General features: G+C 53.1%; 16 protein-coding genes. 9 read left to right on the top strand and 7 right to left on the bottom strand.

Annotated features, from left to right (window positions below; all coding sequences use genetic code 11):
- Nucleotides 1-24 precede the first annotated feature (24 nt).
- Nucleotides 25-1,071, top strand: coding sequence for an anthranilate phosphoribosyltransferase (gene trpD, locus MT343_RS15420; RefSeq protein ID WP_145466362.1), 1,047 nt, complete (start codon nt 25-27; stop codon nt 1,069-1,071).
- A gap of 3 nt (nt 1,072-1,074) precedes the next feature.
- Nucleotides 1,075-1,875: an indole-3-glycerol phosphate synthase TrpC gene (trpC, locus tag MT343_RS15415; protein WP_186435757.1), complete on the top strand. Its 801-nt coding sequence runs from the start codon at nt 1,075-1,077 to the stop codon at nt 1,873-1,875.
- An 82-nt stretch (nt 1,876-1,957) separates the two neighbouring features.
- Here trpC and MT343_RS15410 read toward each other — a convergent pair whose 3' ends face one another.
- Together MT343_RS15410 and crp are read right to left on the bottom strand one after the other, a co-directional pair.
- Nucleotides 1,958-3,505 (bottom strand): DUF3369 domain-containing protein, encoded by a 1,548-nt coding sequence (locus tag MT343_RS15410; protein WP_145466360.1) that lies wholly within the window; start codon nt 3,503-3,505, stop codon nt 1,958-1,960.
- Between the two features lie 92 nt (nt 3,506-3,597).
- Entirely contained in the window at nt 3,598-4,236 is a 639-nt protein-coding gene (gene crp / locus MT343_RS15405; protein ID WP_145466359.1) for a cAMP-activated global transcriptional regulator CRP, read from the bottom strand.
- Nucleotides 4,237-4,420: 184 nt separating this feature from the next.
- On the opposite strand from crp, the gene MT343_RS15400 reads away from it, so the two are divergent.
- Genes MT343_RS15400 through MT343_RS15390 form a run of 3 tightly spaced genes read left to right on the top strand, consistent with a single transcriptional unit; the run spans nt 4,421 to nt 6,850 of the window.
- Nucleotides 4,421-4,843 carry an OsmC family protein gene (locus tag MT343_RS15400; RefSeq protein ID WP_145466358.1) on the top strand — a complete coding sequence of 141 codons (423 nt, stop codon included), beginning with the start codon at nt 4,421-4,423 and terminating at the stop codon, nt 4,841-4,843.
- 38 nt (nt 4,844-4,881) lie between these two features.
- Complete coding sequence (speD, locus tag MT343_RS15395; RefSeq protein ID WP_145466357.1) at nt 4,882-5,673, top strand: adenosylmethionine decarboxylase; 792 nt, start codon at nt 4,882-4,884, stop codon at nt 5,671-5,673.
- A gap of 10 nt (nt 5,674-5,683) precedes the next feature.
- Nucleotides 5,684-6,850 (top strand): MFS transporter, encoded by a 1,167-nt coding sequence (locus MT343_RS15390; protein WP_186435756.1) that lies wholly within the window; start codon nt 5,684-5,686, stop codon nt 6,848-6,850.
- A gap of 15 nt (nt 6,851-6,865) precedes the next feature.
- Here the strand turns inward: MT343_RS15390 and MT343_RS19555 are convergent, their stop codons facing one another.
- The 4 genes from MT343_RS19555 to MT343_RS15375 form a co-directional block, all read right to left on the bottom strand.
- Nucleotides 6,866-7,000: a hypothetical protein gene (locus MT343_RS19555; protein ID WP_255448995.1), complete on the bottom strand. Its 135-nt coding sequence runs from the start codon at nt 6,998-7,000 to the stop codon at nt 6,866-6,868.
- A 198-nt stretch (nt 7,001-7,198) separates the two neighbouring features.
- Entirely contained in the window at nt 7,199-9,277 is a 2,079-nt protein-coding gene (locus tag MT343_RS15385) for a TonB-dependent receptor plug domain-containing protein (protein ID WP_186435755.1), read from the bottom strand.
- A 37-nt stretch (nt 9,278-9,314) separates the two neighbouring features.
- Nucleotides 9,315-10,316 (bottom strand): class I SAM-dependent methyltransferase, encoded by a 1,002-nt coding sequence (locus MT343_RS15380; RefSeq protein ID WP_145466353.1) that lies wholly within the window; start codon nt 10,314-10,316, stop codon nt 9,315-9,317.
- Entirely contained in the window at nt 10,313-11,242 is a 930-nt protein-coding gene (locus MT343_RS15375) for a MerR family transcriptional regulator (RefSeq protein ID WP_145466351.1), read from the bottom strand. Before MT343_RS15375 ends, MT343_RS15380 begins: the two co-directional genes overlap by 4 nt.
- A gap of 192 nt (nt 11,243-11,434) precedes the next feature.
- Between MT343_RS15375 and MT343_RS15370 the strand changes: the two genes are divergently transcribed.
- Entirely contained in the window at nt 11,435-11,899 is a 465-nt protein-coding gene (locus MT343_RS15370) for a PAS domain-containing protein (protein ID WP_145466349.1), read from the top strand.
- 89 nt (nt 11,900-11,988) lie between these two features.
- On the opposite strand, the gene ppa is transcribed toward MT343_RS15370, so the two are convergent.
- Nucleotides 11,989-12,513, bottom strand: a complete 525-nt coding sequence (ppa, locus tag MT343_RS15365; protein WP_145466347.1) for an inorganic diphosphatase — start codon at nt 12,511-12,513, stop codon at nt 11,989-11,991.
- 246 nt (nt 12,514-12,759) lie between these two features.
- On the opposite strand from ppa, the gene MT343_RS15360 reads away from it, so the two are divergent.
- The 3 genes from MT343_RS15360 to MT343_RS15350 all read left to right on the top strand — a co-directional run bounded on the left by MT343_RS15360 (nt 12,760) and on the right by MT343_RS15350 (nt 17,845).
- The gene (locus tag MT343_RS15360; RefSeq protein ID WP_186435754.1) at nt 12,760-15,051 is read left to right on the top strand and encodes a TonB-dependent receptor plug domain-containing protein; all 2,292 of its coding nucleotides are present in this window, start codon (nt 12,760-12,762) and stop codon (nt 15,049-15,051) included.
- A 65-nt stretch (nt 15,052-15,116) separates the two neighbouring features.
- Entirely contained in the window at nt 15,117-15,962 is an 846-nt protein-coding gene (locus MT343_RS15355) for a hypothetical protein (protein ID WP_145466343.1), read from the top strand.
- A gap of 50 nt (nt 15,963-16,012) precedes the next feature.
- Nucleotides 16,013-17,845 carry an ATP-binding response regulator gene (locus MT343_RS15350; RefSeq protein WP_186435753.1) on the top strand — a complete coding sequence of 611 codons (1,833 nt, stop codon included), beginning with the start codon at nt 16,013-16,015 and terminating at the stop codon, nt 17,843-17,845.
- The last annotated feature ends 67 nt before the right edge of the window (nt 17,846-17,912 follow it).

Here is a 17,912-nt window from a genome sequence, read left to right as displayed (position 1 = left end):
AGCGCCACTGACTGGAGATAAATAATGGATATCCGTACCGCCCTGGCCCGTGTTGTTGAACGTCAGGATTTAACCACTGGTGAAATGACCGATGTTATGCGCCAGATTATGACCGGCCAGTGTGATGAAGCGCAGATTGGTGGTTTTCTGGTTGCTTTACGCATGAAGAGCGAAAGCATTGATGAAATTGTCGGTGCAGTTACCGTAATGCGTGAGCTGGCCAGTGGTGTGAAAATCAACGCCAGACACGCGGTTGATATTGTCGGTACCGGTGGTGATGGCGCTAACTTATTTAACGTTTCAACGGCCTCGTCTTTTATTGTCGCGGCGGCAGGCGGTACCGTTGCCAAACATGGTAATCGTGGCGTGTCGTCCAAATCCGGCAGCGCTGATTTACTGGAAGCCGCTGGCGTTAATCTTAATTTGACCGCGGCGCAGGTTGCGCGCTGTATTGATGAGCTGGGGGTGGGCTTTATGTTTGCACCATCTCATCACAGCGCGATGAAACATGCGATCGGGCCGCGTAAATCGCTGGGAATGCGCACCATCTTTAATATCCTCGGACCAATGACCAATCCGGCTGGTGTTACCAACCAGGTTATTGGCGTGTTTTCCAAAGCACTGGTGCGCCCGGTGGCGGAAGTACTGCAGCGTATGAACGGTGGTCACGTACTGGTGGTGCATTCCAAAGACGGGCTGGATGAAATCAGTCTGGCGACGGAAACCTACGCCTGCGAATTAAAAAATGGTGAGTTGCGCGAGTTTATTATCCGCCCCGAAGATTTAGGGATTGAACCTCAGGTATTGTCCGGATTGGATGTTGACAGTCCGGCAGCGAGTCTGGCTTTAATTAAAGATGCTCTCGGTAAGCGGGAAACTGCGGCCGGTAATAAAGCGGCGGATATTCTGGCATTAAATGCCGGCGCTGCGATTTATGTCGCAGGTCTGTCACAAAGTATGAAAGACGGTGTGGCGATGGCTCAGGATGCTATCTACACCGGCCTGGCGCTGGAAAAATTGAATGAACTGGTCAGCTTCTCCAAGTATCTGGCCGAAGATGAAGCGAAATAAATCATGAATACTCCAACCATTCTGAAAAAAATTCTGGCAACCAAGGCAGAAGAAGTCCGTAGCCGCAGTAAAACATTACCGCTGAATGAACTGAAAGCTCAGGCGCTGGATATGGATGCTGCTGAGTTGCGTGGATTTTATCGCTCCATGCAGGCCAAGGTAGATGCGGGCTTACCTGCGGTTATTGCCGAAATTAAAAAAGCCTCACCGTCTAAAGGCGTGTTGCGGGAGAATTTTATTCCGCAGGCTATTGCTGAGTCCTATGAGCGGGCCGGAGCGGCTTGTTTGTCGGTACTGACCGATCGTGATTATTTTCAGGGTCATGAAGATTTTCTTAAAGCGGCCCGCAGTGCCTGTTCTTTACCGGTTATCCGTAAAGATTTTCTGGTCGATCCTTATCAGATTTATGAAGCGCGCAGCATTAATGCTGACTGTGTACTGCTGATCGTGTCAGCGCTGAGCAAGATGCAGTTACAGGATCTGGAAGGCATTGCCCATGAGTTGGGTATGGATGTGCTGGTTGAAGTGCATGATGAAGAAGAACTGCAGACGGCTCTGACCATGCAGACTCCGCTGCTGGGTATTAATAACCGCAATCTGCATACCTTTGAGCTGACGCTTGAGACAACATTCGGCCTGCTGGAACAGGTGCCTGCAGGTAAATTACTGGTAACCGAAAGCGGCATTCTGACGCCGGATGATGTGGCGCTGATGCGTGCGCGTAATGTGAACGCATTTCTGGTTGGCGAAGCCTTTATGCGCGCTGATGAGCCGGGTGAGGCACTGCAGGCTCTGTTTTTCTGAGAAATTTGCAGAGGCTGTAATACCGTCAGACATAAAAAAAACCGGCAGTTGCCGGTTTTTTTTATGTTATTTACCGCAGAAATTAATCCGGATGGTTAGCGCGAATTTCCAGAACTTCGTCAAGATTGGCCAGCAGCAGCTCAACCAGTTTCGGGTCAAACTGATGCCCTGATTCTTTTGTTATAAGATCGATAATATCTTTATCGTCCCAGGGCTCTTTGTAGCAGCGTTTGCTGCCAAGGGCGTCAAATACGTCGGCCAGCGCGGTAATGCGTCCGGCAATATGAATCTGCTCGCCTTTTAAACCGCGCGGGTAGCCGGTACCGTCCCAGCGCTCATGATGCTGACCAGCAATAATAGCGGCCAGCTGCAGAATGCGGCGGTCAGACTTACTCAGAATATCAGCGCCGATCTGCGCGTGGGTCTGCATGGTATTCCATTCCGCGGCATCGTGTTTTCCGGGTTTATTCAGAATACTGTCGGGGATGGCAATTTTGCCGACATCGTGCAGTGGTGCCGCCATCTTGATCAGTTCTGCTTCCTGCTCCGGCAGGCCATAAGCCACAGCCAGCAAACGTGAAATCTGAGCAACGCGTTTAACGTGGGCGCCGGTTTCTTTTGATCGTTTCTCAACCGCCTCACCCAGCATGTATACCAGCTCGCGCTGGGTTTCGATGATTTCGTCGCGCATTAACAGGTTTTCGTAAGTGATGGCGACATTGGTAGCGTAAATTTCCAGCAACTGCTTATCCAGTTCTGAAGGTTCGCGGTGGTAGGTCACGTACAGCAGGCTTTCGCTGCCACGTTCGGAAGCAAAATAGCCAATATAGTAGTTTTCGTAATACTGGCTTTCACGGCTGTTCATGGCTTTTTCAAAGCCTTCGCGCACATGCTCGGGAATGCTGTCGAAGGATTCCAGATCGGTCAGCTTCTGCATCTCTCCGGTGGCGGCGAGTACGCGGAAGCGGCGGACACCGAGCAGCTGATCCTGATGGTTGCTGCTGGAGCAGTACAGGGCGCTTTGTTCCAAACCAAGCAGGTTGGTGACCTGGGATAAAACCGCCGAAGCAAACTGGCTGATAGCGCCGGTGCTGAATACCTGAGCGGAGGCTTTGATAACCCGCTCCAGACCGCGGCGGTGTTCATTCAGTGTGCAGATATCGCGATAGCTGCGCAGGGTGGCGTACATCAGGGTATTGAGCTTGGTGGTGGTCAGCTCGGTTTTGTCTTTGTAGTCGTTGATGTCGTAAGTGCGGATAACTTCGTGTTCCGGAGCCTGACCCGGTTGCCCGGTACGCAGCACAATACGGGTGTAGCGGTTACGCAATTCTTCGCGGATGTAGCGGGCAACGTTAAGACCGGCGTGGTCTTCTTCCATCACCACATCAAGCAGAACCATGGCGATATCATCGTGTTCGGCCATGATCTGGCGGGTTTCTTCGCCGCTGTAGGCGCTGAGCAGTTCTACCCGGCGTCCATCAAACTGAAATCCGGACAGCACCATGCGGGTAATACGGTGCACATCGGGTTCATCGTCGGCCACCAGTACGCGCCAGGTCTGTTCCGGAGTGCTGACGGCGTTGTCCTCACTGAAGAGGTCATCGTCGGCAAAAAGGGAATCGTCGGCCATAACCGGCTCCGTAACATGAGTAATTAACTGAGTTTAGAACAGGGTGGCGGGATTCGCTGCCGCGGGTGGTTTTTTCTTCATCCGCCGGTCAATCAGCGGGTGCCGAATACCACCATGGTTTTACCCTTAACAGAAACCAGCCCCTGTTCTTCAAGATCTTTAAGAACCCGGCCTACCATTTCGCGCGAGCAGCCAACAATGCGGCCGATTTCCTGGCGGGTGATTTTGATCTGCATACCATCCGGATGGGTCATGGCGTCCGGTTGTTTGCACAGGTCGAGCAGGGTACCTGCCACCCGGCCGGTCACATCGAGGAAGGCCAGATCGCCGGCTTTGCGCGTTGTGCGGCTGAGGCGATTGGCCATCTGGCGGAAAATATGGAACATCAGCTGTGGGTCTTGTTTGACCAGTTCCTGGAACTTGGCGTAACTGATCTCAGCGACCTCACACTCGGTCTTGGCTTTTACCCAGGCGGTACGGGGTGGTTGCTGATCGTCAAACAGGCCCATCTCGCCAAAAAAGTCGCCTTCGTTCAGGTAGGCCATGATCATTTCGCGACCGTCACTATCTTCAATAATGACGGTGACAGAGCCTTTCATCAGGTAAAACAGGGTGTCGCTCTCTTCACCGGCATAAATCAGTGTCGAGCGGGCAGGGTAACGCCTCTTGTGGCAATGCGACAGGAAGTCGAAAAGATGTTGGTGTTTCGATGGCGCGTGGGGAAGGCTCATGCTCGGGCATCCGATTCCGTGTAATCGACCTCCGATTATCACTCATTAGCCGTCGAAGGTGAACTGTTATGCCGCGACGGCCTCTTTGGCTGTCTATCGGGCTTTTTTGACCTCTTACGATTTATCCCCGCCCCCCGGGTATGGTAATCTCCGCGTTTTTTCCAGTCAGACCTCAGAGGCCAGAATGAAAGCAACGGTTAAATGGGTTGATAATGCCATGTTTCTTGGTGAATCCGGCAGCGGTCACGCCGTTGTTATGGATGGCCCTGCAGATCACGGTGGTCGCAACATGGGTATCCGCCCGATGGAAATGCTGCTGCTGGGGCTGGGTGGTTGTACCAGCTTTGATGTGATGAGCATTCTGACCAAACAGCGTCTGGCGGTCAGTGACTGTGTTGCTGAAATTGAAGCTGAACGTGCTGATGCCGTGCCCAGTGTTTTTACCAAAATTCACGTGCACTTCAAGGTGACCGGCCGCGCTCTTAAAGAGTCGGCAGTAGAGCGGGCAGTGAAGCTGTCAGCAGAAAAGTATTGCTCGGCTTCCATTATGCTGGAGCAGGGTGGTGTTGAAATCACTCACAGTTTCGCTGTGATTGAATCTGAGTAAAACCAAATCCGTTCGTGCGGTTGTGTGAGGATGAACTATTGAACAATAAATTGCGGTTGCATGGTTTCAACAATCTGACCAAATCCCTGAGCTTTAATATTTACGATATCTGTTACACCAAAACAGAAAAAGAGCGTCAGGAATATATTGAGTACATCGATGAGTTGTACAGTGCAGATCGTCTGACAAAAATTCTGACAGACGTAGTTGATATCATCGGCGCGAATATCCTTAACATTGCGCGTCAGGATTATGACCCGCAGGGTGCCAGCGTAACCATTCTGGTGGCTGAGCATGAAGTGCCGCCAAGCGAAGACCTTATGCAGGAAAAACCGGGTCCGCTGCGTGATACCGTCGTTGCGCATCTGGATAAAAGCCACGTAACTGTACACACTTATCCGGAAAGCCATCCGCATGGTGGTATCTCTACTTTCCGGGCCGATATCGACGTCTCTACCTGTGGTCTGATTTCACCGCTGAAAGCGCTGAATTATCTGATTCACAGCTTTGATTCTGACATCGTTACCGTCGACTACCGTGTGCGTGGCTTTACCCGTGATGTTGATGGTGTGAAGCACTATATCGACCACAACATTAACTCTATCCAGAAGTATCTGACCGAAGATACCCGCAACGCCTATCAGATGATTGACGTGAATGTGTATCAGGAAAATACCTTCCACACCAAAATGCTGCTGAAGGATTTTGAACTGGATAATTATCTGTTTGGCGAAGGTGTAAAAACCATGGATGCCGACGAACGCGCTGAGGTGGAAGCCAAGCTGCGCAAAGAAATGCTGGAAATTTTCTACTCCCGCAATATGCCCTAAGGAGGTCGCTGTGCCGGCTTTAATCTGGGGATTGATGCTGGCACAGGCGCTGGCACTGAGTGCCGCCCCGCTGATGGTCTTTGCCGGTGGCATCATCGGCAGTCAGTTACAGCCCGATCCGCGTTTTTCCACACTGCCAGTCGCCGCCATGATTATTGGTACGGCTCTGGCCGTGCTGCCCGCGTCACAACTGGCTGGCCGCTTTGGCCGCCGCCCTCTGTTTTTAACTGCGATGTTGTTTGGTGCTGTAGCGGCTGTTGCTGCAGCCTGGGCGGTGCATGCCCAGTCGTTCTGGGCATTTACCTTCAGTGCTCTCAGCTTCGGGGCGGTTGGCGCTGTCGTACAGCAATTCCGTTTTGTGGCGATGGCAGCAGTACCTGCGGCACAGACACCACTGGTCGCTGCGCGCCTGCTGCTGGCGGGTATTGCTTCTGCATTTCTCGGCCCTGAGCTCACCCGGCTGGCAACGTGGTTACCTGAATGGGGCTTTGCGGCGTCCTTCTCCGGTCTGGCAATCTTTTTTGTACTGGCCGGTGTGGTGCTCTGGTGGTTCATGCCGCGTCAGCAGGCAGAAAGCAGTCAGCAGCACGATGATGCCCGTCCTCTGCAGGAGCTACTGCAGCAGCCACTGCTATGGCTGGCGATGCTGTCGGCGGCCTGCGCTTACGGCGTTATGGCCTACATTATGACGGCAACGCCGCTGAGCATGACGCAGGGAATGGGCTATGCCCTGAGTGATGCCAAGTGGGTAATTCAGAGCCATATCGCGGCCATGTTTCTGCCGTCGCTGATCTCTGGCCATCTGATCCGCTGGGCGGGTCACTGGTGGATGATTATGACCGGTCTGTTGGTGATGGTGGTGTGCCTGCTTATCGCCTGGTTTGATCAGACTCTGCTGCACTACTGGCTGGGGCTGGTGTTGCTGGGACTGGGCTGGAACCTGCTGTTTGTTGCCGGCACCTCATTGCTGAGCCAGTGTTACCGGCCCGCCGAGGCAACCCGCGTGCAGGGCATTAATGATCTGGCGGTGTTTGGTGCTCAGGCGGTGGGGGCTCTGGCGTCGGGAGCGGTGGTACTGCTGATCGGCTGGCAGGGACTGTTGCTGACCACGGTGCCTGCACTGTTGCTGTTACTGGTGGTGCTGTTGCGGATGCCGCGGACGTCCTTGTCCACATAACCAGGGGTTGTCTGGTCAGTGTTTGCGCTGATGGCGTTCTGCAGGATCGATGGCTATTTCCTGTGGAACAGGTGAGCGTCCAATCCGCTGCAGGCAGGCGTACAGGCAACCGGCAAGCAGTAAGCCGGCGAGCAGGCTGTATGTAATCATGGTGGTGTCCTCGCTGGTATGACGGGTGAGTTGGCTTGTCAGGTCGTCTCTGAAACAACGAGTAAAGCCTAGTTCCCCTGCTGGTTTGCTGACCGCCGGATGTTTGCCGTGTGGCTGTCTGTTGCCAGTTTTTTTCTCTAATTCTCTGTTTTAAAACGGAAAACTTTTTTGTAACCGGCTGGGGCCTGGGTGTTCAGGTCAGAATTGTCCCTGAATGGTCAGGTACCACAAAGGTTTCAGATTCTGATACTGGCGGATGCCATCCTGACGGACAAAAGGGCTGGCGCCCGGAGTAAGGTTCAGGGTTGCAAGTCCGCGCCAGCGGCGATTCCATTGATACTCGGTATACAGATCGAGATTTTGCGCGTCGCTGGTGTCCTGGGTGATGTAGCCATCGGCGCTGAGTGGGGCTGGCAGGGTTTGTTCGCTGCCACCCTGTACGCGCCAGCAGATACCGTGCCGCCATGTGTCATTAACGCGTTGTTGCAGGCCGATGCGGGCCATGTAATCCGGCTGGTTGGAGAGGCGGTGGCGGTGGGGCAGTTCGGTGGTGGCCTGTACGTCAGAGCGGTATACGCCGCCGCCCAGTTCCAGACTGAAGCGATGATCGTTGAGTGGAAATTCCATATCCAGCTCTGCACCTCTTAATACGGCATTGCCGCTGCTGTTTTTAGGTCTCAGTACATAAATGTCTGTAATGCCGTCGCTGTCTTTTTCCTGACTGCTGGTCTGTAGGATGGCCTGATTGATGATGCGCTGGAAAGCCCGCAGGTAAAGTCCACTGTGACGGTCGGCATGACTGCTGCTGTTGGCGCGGAAATTGTGCTCGTAGCCGATATCAATATTGCTTACCAGTTCAGCCTCCAGTTCACCGTTGCCTCGCCAGATGGTGTTGCCCTGGCGGAACTCATGGGGAATGCGGTCCGTAATCTCCGGCTCGCGCGTGTTCTGGCTCATGCTCAGACGCAGGCGGCGTTTACTGTCGAGGTGATGCAGCAGGTGAAAGCTGGGTAACCAGTGAGTATCGGTTGAGATGCCGGAATCGCCTTCGGCGCTGAAGGAATCCTGGCTGAGTTCATAGGTGCTCATATGAACTCCGGCCTCAAACAGTGTATTGGGGGTCAGCTGCCAGCGGTCGAGAGCAAAGGCACTGAGGCGGTTTTCTTTGTAATCGTAGTTGTAGGGCAGGCCGCTGCGGTCGCTGTTGCTGGTCAGGATGGCATTACTGAGGCTGCCGCTTACGCGCTTCATCTGCTGCATGCTGAGGCCGATGCTCCAGCGGTGTTCGTTACGGGTCTCGTTCAGCTGCCAGCCGAACTGGTAACGGCTGTCATCAATCTGATTGGTCTGAGCGATGCTGGTCGGGTTGTTCTGGCTCAGGCGGGTATCCTGATCAAACTGTTCGGCAACAAAAAAAGCATCAAGCGACAGGTGTTGCCAGTTGAGGCGCATGTTGCCGCCTAAGCGTTGTGTAACACGCTCGCTGTCGCGTTCCGTTCTGGTGTCCGTCAGTTGTGGCGTTTGCTGACTGCTTGGGCTGTTCAGCGGGTGCAATCCGCGCAGCTGGTCGTCGTTGTCGGCCTGCAGGTACAGGGCATAGAGGTGTAATGGATGGCGGTCATTGAATAACGTGTCGAAGCTGAGCAGCAGACTGCGGCTCAGCTCACGGTTGTACTCGCGCCAGTCGTCGTTGCCTGCTGGTGTGCGGCTGAAGCCTTCACTGTCCTGACGGGCGAGGCGGCGTTCGGCGCTGAGGTGCAGTGGCGAGTCGCCACCAATCAATTGTGCTGAGGCGGCCAGCTGGGCATTTAATGCTGCGCCACCGCCACTGACCTGTATCCGGTTATCGCTATAAGCATCGTGCAGCACGACATTGATGGTTCCGGCAGCACCTCCGCCGGCGTCGAGATCGGCGCGGGAATTGCGGTCAATTTCAATGTGGTGCACCAGACTGGCCGGAATCTGACGGGTGTTAAGACTGCTGTTGCCGGCCCCGCCGAGCAGTGGATGGCCGTTGATCAGCAGGGCCAGATACTGCGAAGACAATCCGTGCAGCTGAATTTCCAGCTCGCCATCCGGCTGCCAGCCAAGGCTGACACCGGGCAGACGCTGCAGCAGGTCGAACAGGGTTTGCGGTGCGTAGTAGCGGAAATCCTCAGCCAGATAGATTTCCTGCGGATAGGCAACGGTATTGAGCGGCTGTGGCAGCGCCCGGGTATGATGGGTGACCAATAGGGCGGCAACCAGCAATAAAGGCTTTAAATGCCAAGTGGTCATGCCACCTTCCCGCATGCTGCTATCTCCCTGAATGAGTTCAACCGTTCTGTACGCAGAGCAGTTTAAAGCCTTTATCCTGCACCATAATTTCAACCTGACGGAATTGCTCGGCCGCCCAGTCTTCGTATGGCAGGTGGCGGTTGGCAACAATCCACATCTGGCCATCCCGGGTCAGATGCTGGCGGGCTTCACTGAACAAGCGGCGGGCAAATTCGTAGTCGGTTTCTTTGCCGAGATGAAATGGTGGGTTACTGAACAGGTAATCGAACTTACCTTCGATGCTGCTCAGACCATCGCTGGCCAGAATTGCGGCAGGCAGGTTCAGACGTACGCTGTTCAGTTGGCTGCTGCGGATGGCAAAGGCATCGATATCGGCGAGGGTTATATCCAGCGCCGGTTCGGCAGCTTTCATGCTCAGACCAATAACCCCGGAACCGCAGCCAAGATCCAGCAGCTTACCGTGGGCTGGTGCAGGAACATGCTCCAGCAGCAGCGCGGTGCCGGTATCCAGTTTGCCATGGCTGAAGACCCCCGGCAGGGTCAGGTAGGCCTGCTCCTGCCAGTTAAACGACTGGGCCTGCTTCAGCCAGTTAAATTCGTTGTTGACCCGGAGTTGCAGGTTCCAGAGGCTGCAATGGCGGGCCGAGTCGGTTTTTTCGCTGCTTTCGCTCAGTGCCGCGCAGGCTTTACCGATGCTTTTACCACCAGCGTCGTTAGCGCCGACGATCCAGCATTCCTGTACCTGAGTGGCAACCAGCTGAAGCAGTGCCAGGGCCTGCTGCTTGGCTTTCGGCCACAGCAGAATGACCTGTTTGTCCGTAATATCCTGTGGCTGCGGAATGGCAAAACGCACCTGCGGTTCCCCCAGCGGCCGGTATGCCTGAGCGGTCAGCCAGTCCCAGGTCAGAACCTGAGCGCCTGTGGTTTTCAGCAGTGTTTGCCAGCCGGCGGGTAAATCGGCTTCCGCACCAATAATCAGAGTGTCGGCGGTAATCAGGTCGGGATGACGTAACAGTAATTCGTATACAGCAGTGCTCATTCGGGCAGGCTCGTCAGCAGGTCGCGGATGGTCAGGGCCGCCTGGTGGATGTCATCGCCAAGGGTTATCAGACCATGGGCGAGCAGGGCGCTTTGATGGTTCGTGTTATGCCCGCTGACAAATACCGGCAAACCGCCTTCGCGGGCCAGGCGCTGCAACTGACCAAGCTGCATGTCGTTCTGGTCATTGCCAATGTGAAGCACTGCCGCCTGCCAGGGTCTGGCCTGCAGCAGTTCCGTGAGTTGATCCGGGGTCAGCATGCCGCTGAACCAGACCGGATGCAGGCCCAGCTGTTTCAGCAGTATGGCTGACTGTAACTGTTGGATATCGTCTTCCCAGGTGCAGTTTGCTATCAGTATCAGTGGTGACTGCCCGCTGTCCGGATCATCGCCGGTGTTGTCACTTAGCCGCGCTGCCAGACGGGACTGCAGAATTGCAGAGTAAAACCGCAATCTGGCCACTCCCAGTGTCTGGCTGCTGTTGTCGCGCAGATGGTGATACAGCGGTATAAACAGGAAACGCATCGCCACATCAACGGGAAAGAACTGACCAACTTCGTGGAATAAGTCAGCTACCTGTTGATCGTCAAAATCCTGTACGGACTTATGCAGCCGTTCGCGATAGTGCTGCCACTGTGAAGGTCTGGCCGGCGTGCTGATTGGTGCTTCAGGCAGCTCTTCGCCATTATTGATCATGGCCTGAGCCTGGGAGATGGGGATGCCGCGGTTGAGCAGAGCTACGACCTGACGGATTAGGCGGATATCCTGCTCTGTGTAGAGACGGTGCCCCTTCGCCGTGCGTTTGGGTGTAATCAGGCCATAGCGCCGTTCCCAGGCACGCAGAGTGATGGCGTTGACTCCGGTCTCACTGGAGACGATCCGGATCGGGTAATAGGCCATTTGTGAATCGCTTGCGGGGTTTGACATCGCCGGTGGTTCTCCGCTGGCTCTGGTGTTACTGATTCCGGGGTTATAGCGTGCCGGAGTGTGGCTGTGCAAAGTTGTTCAGATTCTATAAGTACTTATACACAAAGTAAAAAAGAGCAATGCAATAAAGCGCCTACTTGACCGCAGGCGGCCTGGAAATTACCTTGGGCGGACTAAAAAATGGAGGCAACCATGGTCAATGACCTGAACGACGAGCAGGGCCCTATCAGTCTGGAATTGTTGAAGAAGGCCGTTGATGCGTCCAATGACGGAATTGTTATCGCAGAGCAGGAAGGTGATGACAATATTCTGATTTATGTGAATAAAGCGTTTGAGCGCCTGACTGGCTACCGTGCCGATGAAATTCTTTATCAGGATTGCCGTTTTCTGCAGGCGGGTGACCGTGATCAGGAAGGGTTGACCACTATCCGCAGCGCAATCAGTGATGGCAAAAGCTCACGGGTTATTCTGCGTAACTATCGCAAAGATGGCAGTCTGTTCTGGAACGAGCTGAGTATCTCTCCGGTTTATAACAGTGAGGATCAGCTGACTTATTACATCGGTATTCAGAAAGATGTAACGGCTCAGGTAGAGTTTGAAGAGCGTGCTCTTAAGGCAGAGCAGGCACTTGCTGAGCTGCGTGCGCAGGGCCGCTGAGTGGTCAGTGCTTGGTAAGCCGTTAGTGCAAATATAAAAAAGGGAGCCTGTGCTCCCTTTTTTATGGCTGTGAATAAGTGCGGTAGCGCTTATTTGGCAGCTTCTGCAGCTTTAACGATCATGCCGCGGGCTTCTTCAGCGTTGCCCCAGCCCTGAACCTTAACCCACTTGCCTTTTTCCAGATCTTTGTAGTTTTCAAAGAAGTGAGAAATCTGGTCACGCAGCAGCTGCGGAACATCGTCGATGTCATTTACATCGTTGTAGATCTGAGTCAGCTTCTGGTGTGGAACCGCAACCAGCTTGGCATCGCCGCCGGCTTCGTCTTCCATGTTCAGTACGCCAACCGCACGGGCACGAATAACAGAACCTGGCTGTACCGGGTAAGGAGTGATCACCAGTACATCCAGTGGGTCACCGTCGTCGGCCAGTGTGTTTGGGATGTAACCGTAGTTGGCCGGATAAAACATAGGGGTAGCCATGAAACGGTCAACCAGCAGGCAGTCCATGTCTTTATCGATTTCATATTTGATCGGCGCGTGGTTGGCCGGAATTTCGATAACAACGTAGAAATCGTTAGGCAGGTCTTTACCGGCCGGAATGGAGTTGTAGCTCATAGGAGTTTCCCAGGGGTTAATGAACAGAATGCGCGGATTATATCGGCTGGGCCTTGCTCTGTCAGTCTGCCATAAGTATAAAGCGCGTCCGACGTTTACCGATGAGACTCTGGCGCCTAAACTCCCTTAAAGCTTCTGAAATAAGCCCGTGCCTGTTTCTGTTACCTCAGATGTACGGTCCGATGCCGGTTTTGGCCGATGGGACCTGCAGCTGCCAAGTGCTTGCCGGGATTTCTGGTGTGTGGAATGACCCAAATAACCATGTCAAAAATTTCAAGAATTATCAGTCTGTGTGGTGCGCTGCTTGTGTCAGATGCACTGCTGGCGGATGAGTACGACGATTTTGAGCTGGATGCGCCTTTTGTCCTGGATGACGATATACCGGTGGTGCTGACCGCATCCCGCCTTAAGCAACCGCGTGCAGAGGTGCCCGCCAGTGTTACGGTAATTGAGGCCGCCCAGATTGCGGCCTGGGGCGTCCGTACTCTGCCGGAGCTGATGCGCTTTGTGCCGGGCATGAGCATGGGCCATGGCGATGATGAGAATAATGCATCCATCGCCTATCACGCCTCTAACCCCAGCATTATGCGTCGTCTGCAGGTGCTGGTGGATGGTCGTTCGGTCTTCAAGGCGGGTATTGCTTCGGTTGTCTGGGACGATATTCCGGTGGCCATGGAGGATATTCTGCGTATTGAGGTCACCCGTGGCCCGAACGCGGCCAGTTACGGTGCAAACTCCTTTTTGGGTGTGATCAATATCGTCACCAAGCATCCGGGAGATACTCTGGGCACCCGTGTGCGCTACCGCAACGGTAATAATGGCGTGGACGATGCTTTTGTCAGCTACTCGGGGGAGAGTAATCAGAACAGCTACCGCATTACCGCGCAGATTCGCGCCGATGATGGTTATGACGGACGTTATGCCCGCAATGGTGATGATGACTACCGTGACAGTAAACGTCATGGCTTTATAACCGCCTACTTCAACCGCCCGGTGGACAGCACAACCCAACTTAATATACAGGCATCGCTGAAGCAGGGGCATACTGATATCCGCCGCGAATCTTATGAACTGGATGCGCCGGATCAGGATACTCATCAGGGGTATCTGTGGACCCGGCTGCGTAAAGAGTTCAGCACCGATCACAGCTCTCACCTGCAGGCCTACTGGCAGGTTGATAATCGCCAGCAGCTGAGTGCGGCTTGCTTGCCTACGATATCGCTCGATCCGGGATTATTCGCGCTGTATCAGGAGAACCCGCAGTGGGCGAATACTGTATTCGGTATTTCGACGCTGGTTGGTACGACCCCAGGTGACCAGCTGATTGGCGGGATCGCCACCGGAGCAGTTACACCGGATCAGGTTGAAGCGGCTGTGTTGGCCAGTCAGGGAACGGAACTGGACATAACCCAGGAACAGCTGGACAGTGCCGGAGCGATTTATCTGCGTGGTTTTAATGGCAGTGATTTTTCTCAGCTGAAACAGACTGCATGTGGCGATACCCGGCGGGAAATGCGCGAAGAGCGCTACGATATTGAATGGCAGGACACTGTACAGTGGAGTGACACTTTCCGTACCGTTTCCGGCGCCAGTTTCCGTCGCGATCAGGTCGATTCAGAAACCTATTTCAACGGTAAAGTACATAACGATACCTACCGTTTGTTTGCCAATGCTGAATGGCGGATGACGTCATACCTGCTGCTGAATGCCGGCGGTATGTACGAAATGGAAGATACCAACGACAACGCATTTTCACCGCGAATAGCCCTTAACTGGTTGCTGGCGCCACAGCACAGTATCCGACTGGTGTATTCCGAAGCGGTACGTTCACCTGACCTGCTGGAACAGGACCCGGAATATTCCGTTCGTGTAAGGAATCTGGAGAGTAATTACCTTAACCTGAGTGACAGCAGAATTTTCGTGAATCAGACACCTGATTCACGCGATCTTCAGCATGAAAAAATTGCCAGCACCGAGATTGGCTACTACGGAAAATTTTCTGACCTTAATCTGGAGATGGATGTCAAAGTCTATCAGGATAAACTGACACAGCTTATTTCTGACCATATTGCCCTGAATTCTTTATCGGTTGAATCGGATACTAAGATGAATGTCAATGGCGCCGAAATGCAGTTACAATGGCAGGCTGACAGCCATAACTGGTTCTGGATGACTGCAGCTTATATTGATGCGGATGTAACTCTTGGCGATACCTCCGAACTGACAGAAAAACAGCGTCGCTCACTGTCCGTGGTCGAGCTGCGGCAGACTGCGAAAGATAATCTGGTGATGAGCTGGCATCATCAGGGTGAAGACTGGAGTCTTACCGCTTCGCATTTCTGGCTGGATGCTTATAACGGCTCTAATCGTTATCGGCGTTATGAAATTAATACCAGAAAGACATGGTCGATCGGGCGTTATCATCCGTGGGCCGGTTTTTTTGTACAGCATCTGATCGATGATAATTCCCTGACTTATGCCGATCAGCGTTATTCAACCCGCGACTTGTATTACTTTCAGGTAGGGCTCGATTTTTAATGGATTTCTGTTGCAAGGATGCACACAAACTTTATCGCTGGCTTGCGGCATGTTTACTCACATGTTTGCTGGCGCTTCCTGTACAGGCTGACAATACCCAGATTGCATTTGTTGTTCATGAGAAGCTGCCCTCCGTTGAACAGTTACTGCAAAAAACGGCTGAGCGTCTGGATATTACAGCGGAATTACGTCTGCTGAATAATCCGCCACCCACTGGCTGGCAATCTTATGCTGCGGTTGTTCTGGTTGGTCCTCAGGCTCTGGAAGCCTGGTCTTTTGCTGAAAGCCCTCCTGCGGTTGCAGTGTTTGTCAGCCGTGATGCGGTTGCAGCCGTCAGTTCGAAGCTGGCTTCCGCGTTGTACCTCGAACCTCCGCTGAAGCGACAGATCGCTCTGGCTAAAAGTATTCTTGGTGCAGATCGCCCGCTGGGGGTTCTGATGCAGGATAAATCGGAGTGGAAAAACTCCGGGCTATCCTCGCTGCCTTTACAGCAATCACTGGTTACACCGTACTTCGTTGATCAATACGAGAATCTTAATCGTGCTTTGTTGGATCTGTTAAAAAACAGCCACGCATTAATTGGTACGTACGATACCGAACTGTACAGCTCGACCAATATCAAAAATATTTTGATTACGGCTTACCGGCAGAATAAACCCTTAATCGGTCCCTCCAGTGCCTATATCAAGGCTGGGGCTCTGGCGACGACATACAGCGATATTGATGATGTTGCACATCGCCTCAGTGAAATGCTTCTGACCGGCCTGAAAGAACATGTATGGCCTGACGCAGATTATAATCCCTACTTTAAAGTCCGTTATAACCAGCAGGTTGGTCGCTCCCTGAATCTGCTGCTGCCCGATGCGGAATCTCTGGCGTCGCAACTGACAAAAGATGAGAGGGAGCACTGATGAGCCTCAGGCAGTGGTCAATCCGGCGGAGAATCCTGCTGGTAGGGACCGTGCCGGCTCTCATTGTTGTTCTGCTGTTAACCACTTATCACATGGTTAACCGCTGGTCGGATATCCGCAAAGAAAATCAGAGTATTGCCCGTATCGTGTTGGAGAATATCGGTGTTACGGCGGAATACCCGATCATTTCCGGCAATTACGAATTACTCTTCCCTTTGGTGCACGCCGCATTATCACAACCGGCGATTGTCTCGATCCGGATTCACGACGCTGCCGGGCGGGTGTTGCTGGATAATCAGACAGAACGGTTTGCTGAAGTACCTGCAGAAGATATCCGTTATCTGCGCTATGACATTGTCCGTCAGGTGCAGAGTCTGGATGAGTTTTCTGAATTTGGTGATGGCTCTACCGAGGCTAAAACACTGGGCTATATCCGTCTGGGTATGGCAGACACCTTTACCCGTGACCGCGAAATATCCATTCTGCGTCAGTCATTACTGGTCGGGCTTGGCGTTGTGTTGTTGGCTTTTTTCATCGGCCGTGCTGCCTCTCTGTCGATCATTCCTTCTCTGGAAAAACTGTCACTGTTTATTGCCAGACTGGCTAATGGCAATTCCAATGAGCGTATAAAAGTTGATGACGGTGCTGAAATCGGCCACCTTCAGGTGAATGCCAACCAGTTAGCACAGTCACTGCAACAGGCCGAAAAAGATCAGCAAAGCTATACCCGGCAACTGATGAGCGAACAGCAGAAAACCCAGCAGGCAAGTCGGGCGAAGAGTGAGTTTCTGGCAATGATGAGCCATGAATTACGCACGCCATTAAATGGTGCTATCGGTATGCTGCAGCTGCTGGATCAGGATATCAGCCGGGAAGAGTTTAATGACTATAAACGTACAGCCGATCAATCGCTGACGCACCTGACGCAACTGCTGGAAGATGTTCTGGTGGTGGTCGACACCGAGAAAAATAAACTTCCGGTAGTATTTAAAGAACAGAAATTACCTGATGTGCTGAATAACCTGATTCAGGATTTTTCACATCGTGCACTGGATAAAGAGCTGTCGCTGGTGGTTGATTACGACACCGAGTTACAACGGAATGCAATTCGCTTTGATCCTTCGCTGGTGCGCCAGGTTGTGCGCCATCTGGTTGATAACGCCATTAAGTTTACTGACAGTGGTATGGTCGTTGTGCAGTTGCAATTGGTTAAAAATAATAACCATGACTGGCTCAGCATCAGTGTCACAGACACCGGTATTGGTATTCCTGAAGATCATAAACAGCGCGTGCTGGAAGCGTTTGCCCAGGTTAACTCTTCTTTTAACCGGCGCCATGCCGGTGTCGGTCTTGGCCTGACTATTACTCACCATATCAGCCGGATTCTCGGTGGCCATATAGAAATCAGCGATGGCATTAACGGCGGCACCCGGGTGTTGGTGGATTTTCCTCTGGGGCACTCGCCAGTGAGTGAAGCCGTTGAACCCCAGGGAGTAGCCCATGGCTTACGCACCCTGATCGTGGAAGATAACCCGGTTAATTCCAAAGTGGCGGAAAAAATGCTGCTGAAAGTCTGCCCGCAGATGCAGATCAACAAAGTCAGCTCCGGGGAGGAATCGCTGGAACGGGTAAAAACCCAGCAGTTCGATCTGATTCTGATGGATTGCCAGATGCCCGGGCTCGACGGTTTTGAAACAACCAGGCGCCTGCGCGAATCCGGACTAACCACCCCAATCGTCGCCTGCACCGCCAATACCACTGATCAGATTCAGGACAAATGCCGGGCAGCAGGGATGGATGATTATCTGGCCAAACCGCTGAAAGTTGCCACGGTAGAGGCGATGGTTAATAAATGGCTGCAGCGTACCAGCCAGGAATGCTGAACAGAGGATTGCAGCTATAAAAAAAGCCCGCTGGTGCGGGCTTTTTTCTGTCTGTGTCTGGCTCAGA

The sequence above is a fragment of the Venatorbacter sp. C2-1 genome (assembly GCF_022832715.1).
Classification (GTDB): Bacteria; Pseudomonadota; Gammaproteobacteria; order Pseudomonadales; family Oceanobacteraceae; genus Venatoribacter; species Venatoribacter alkanivorans.
Note: the sequence above shows the minus strand (reverse complement) of the source record. Positions and strands in the feature narration are given on the sequence as shown.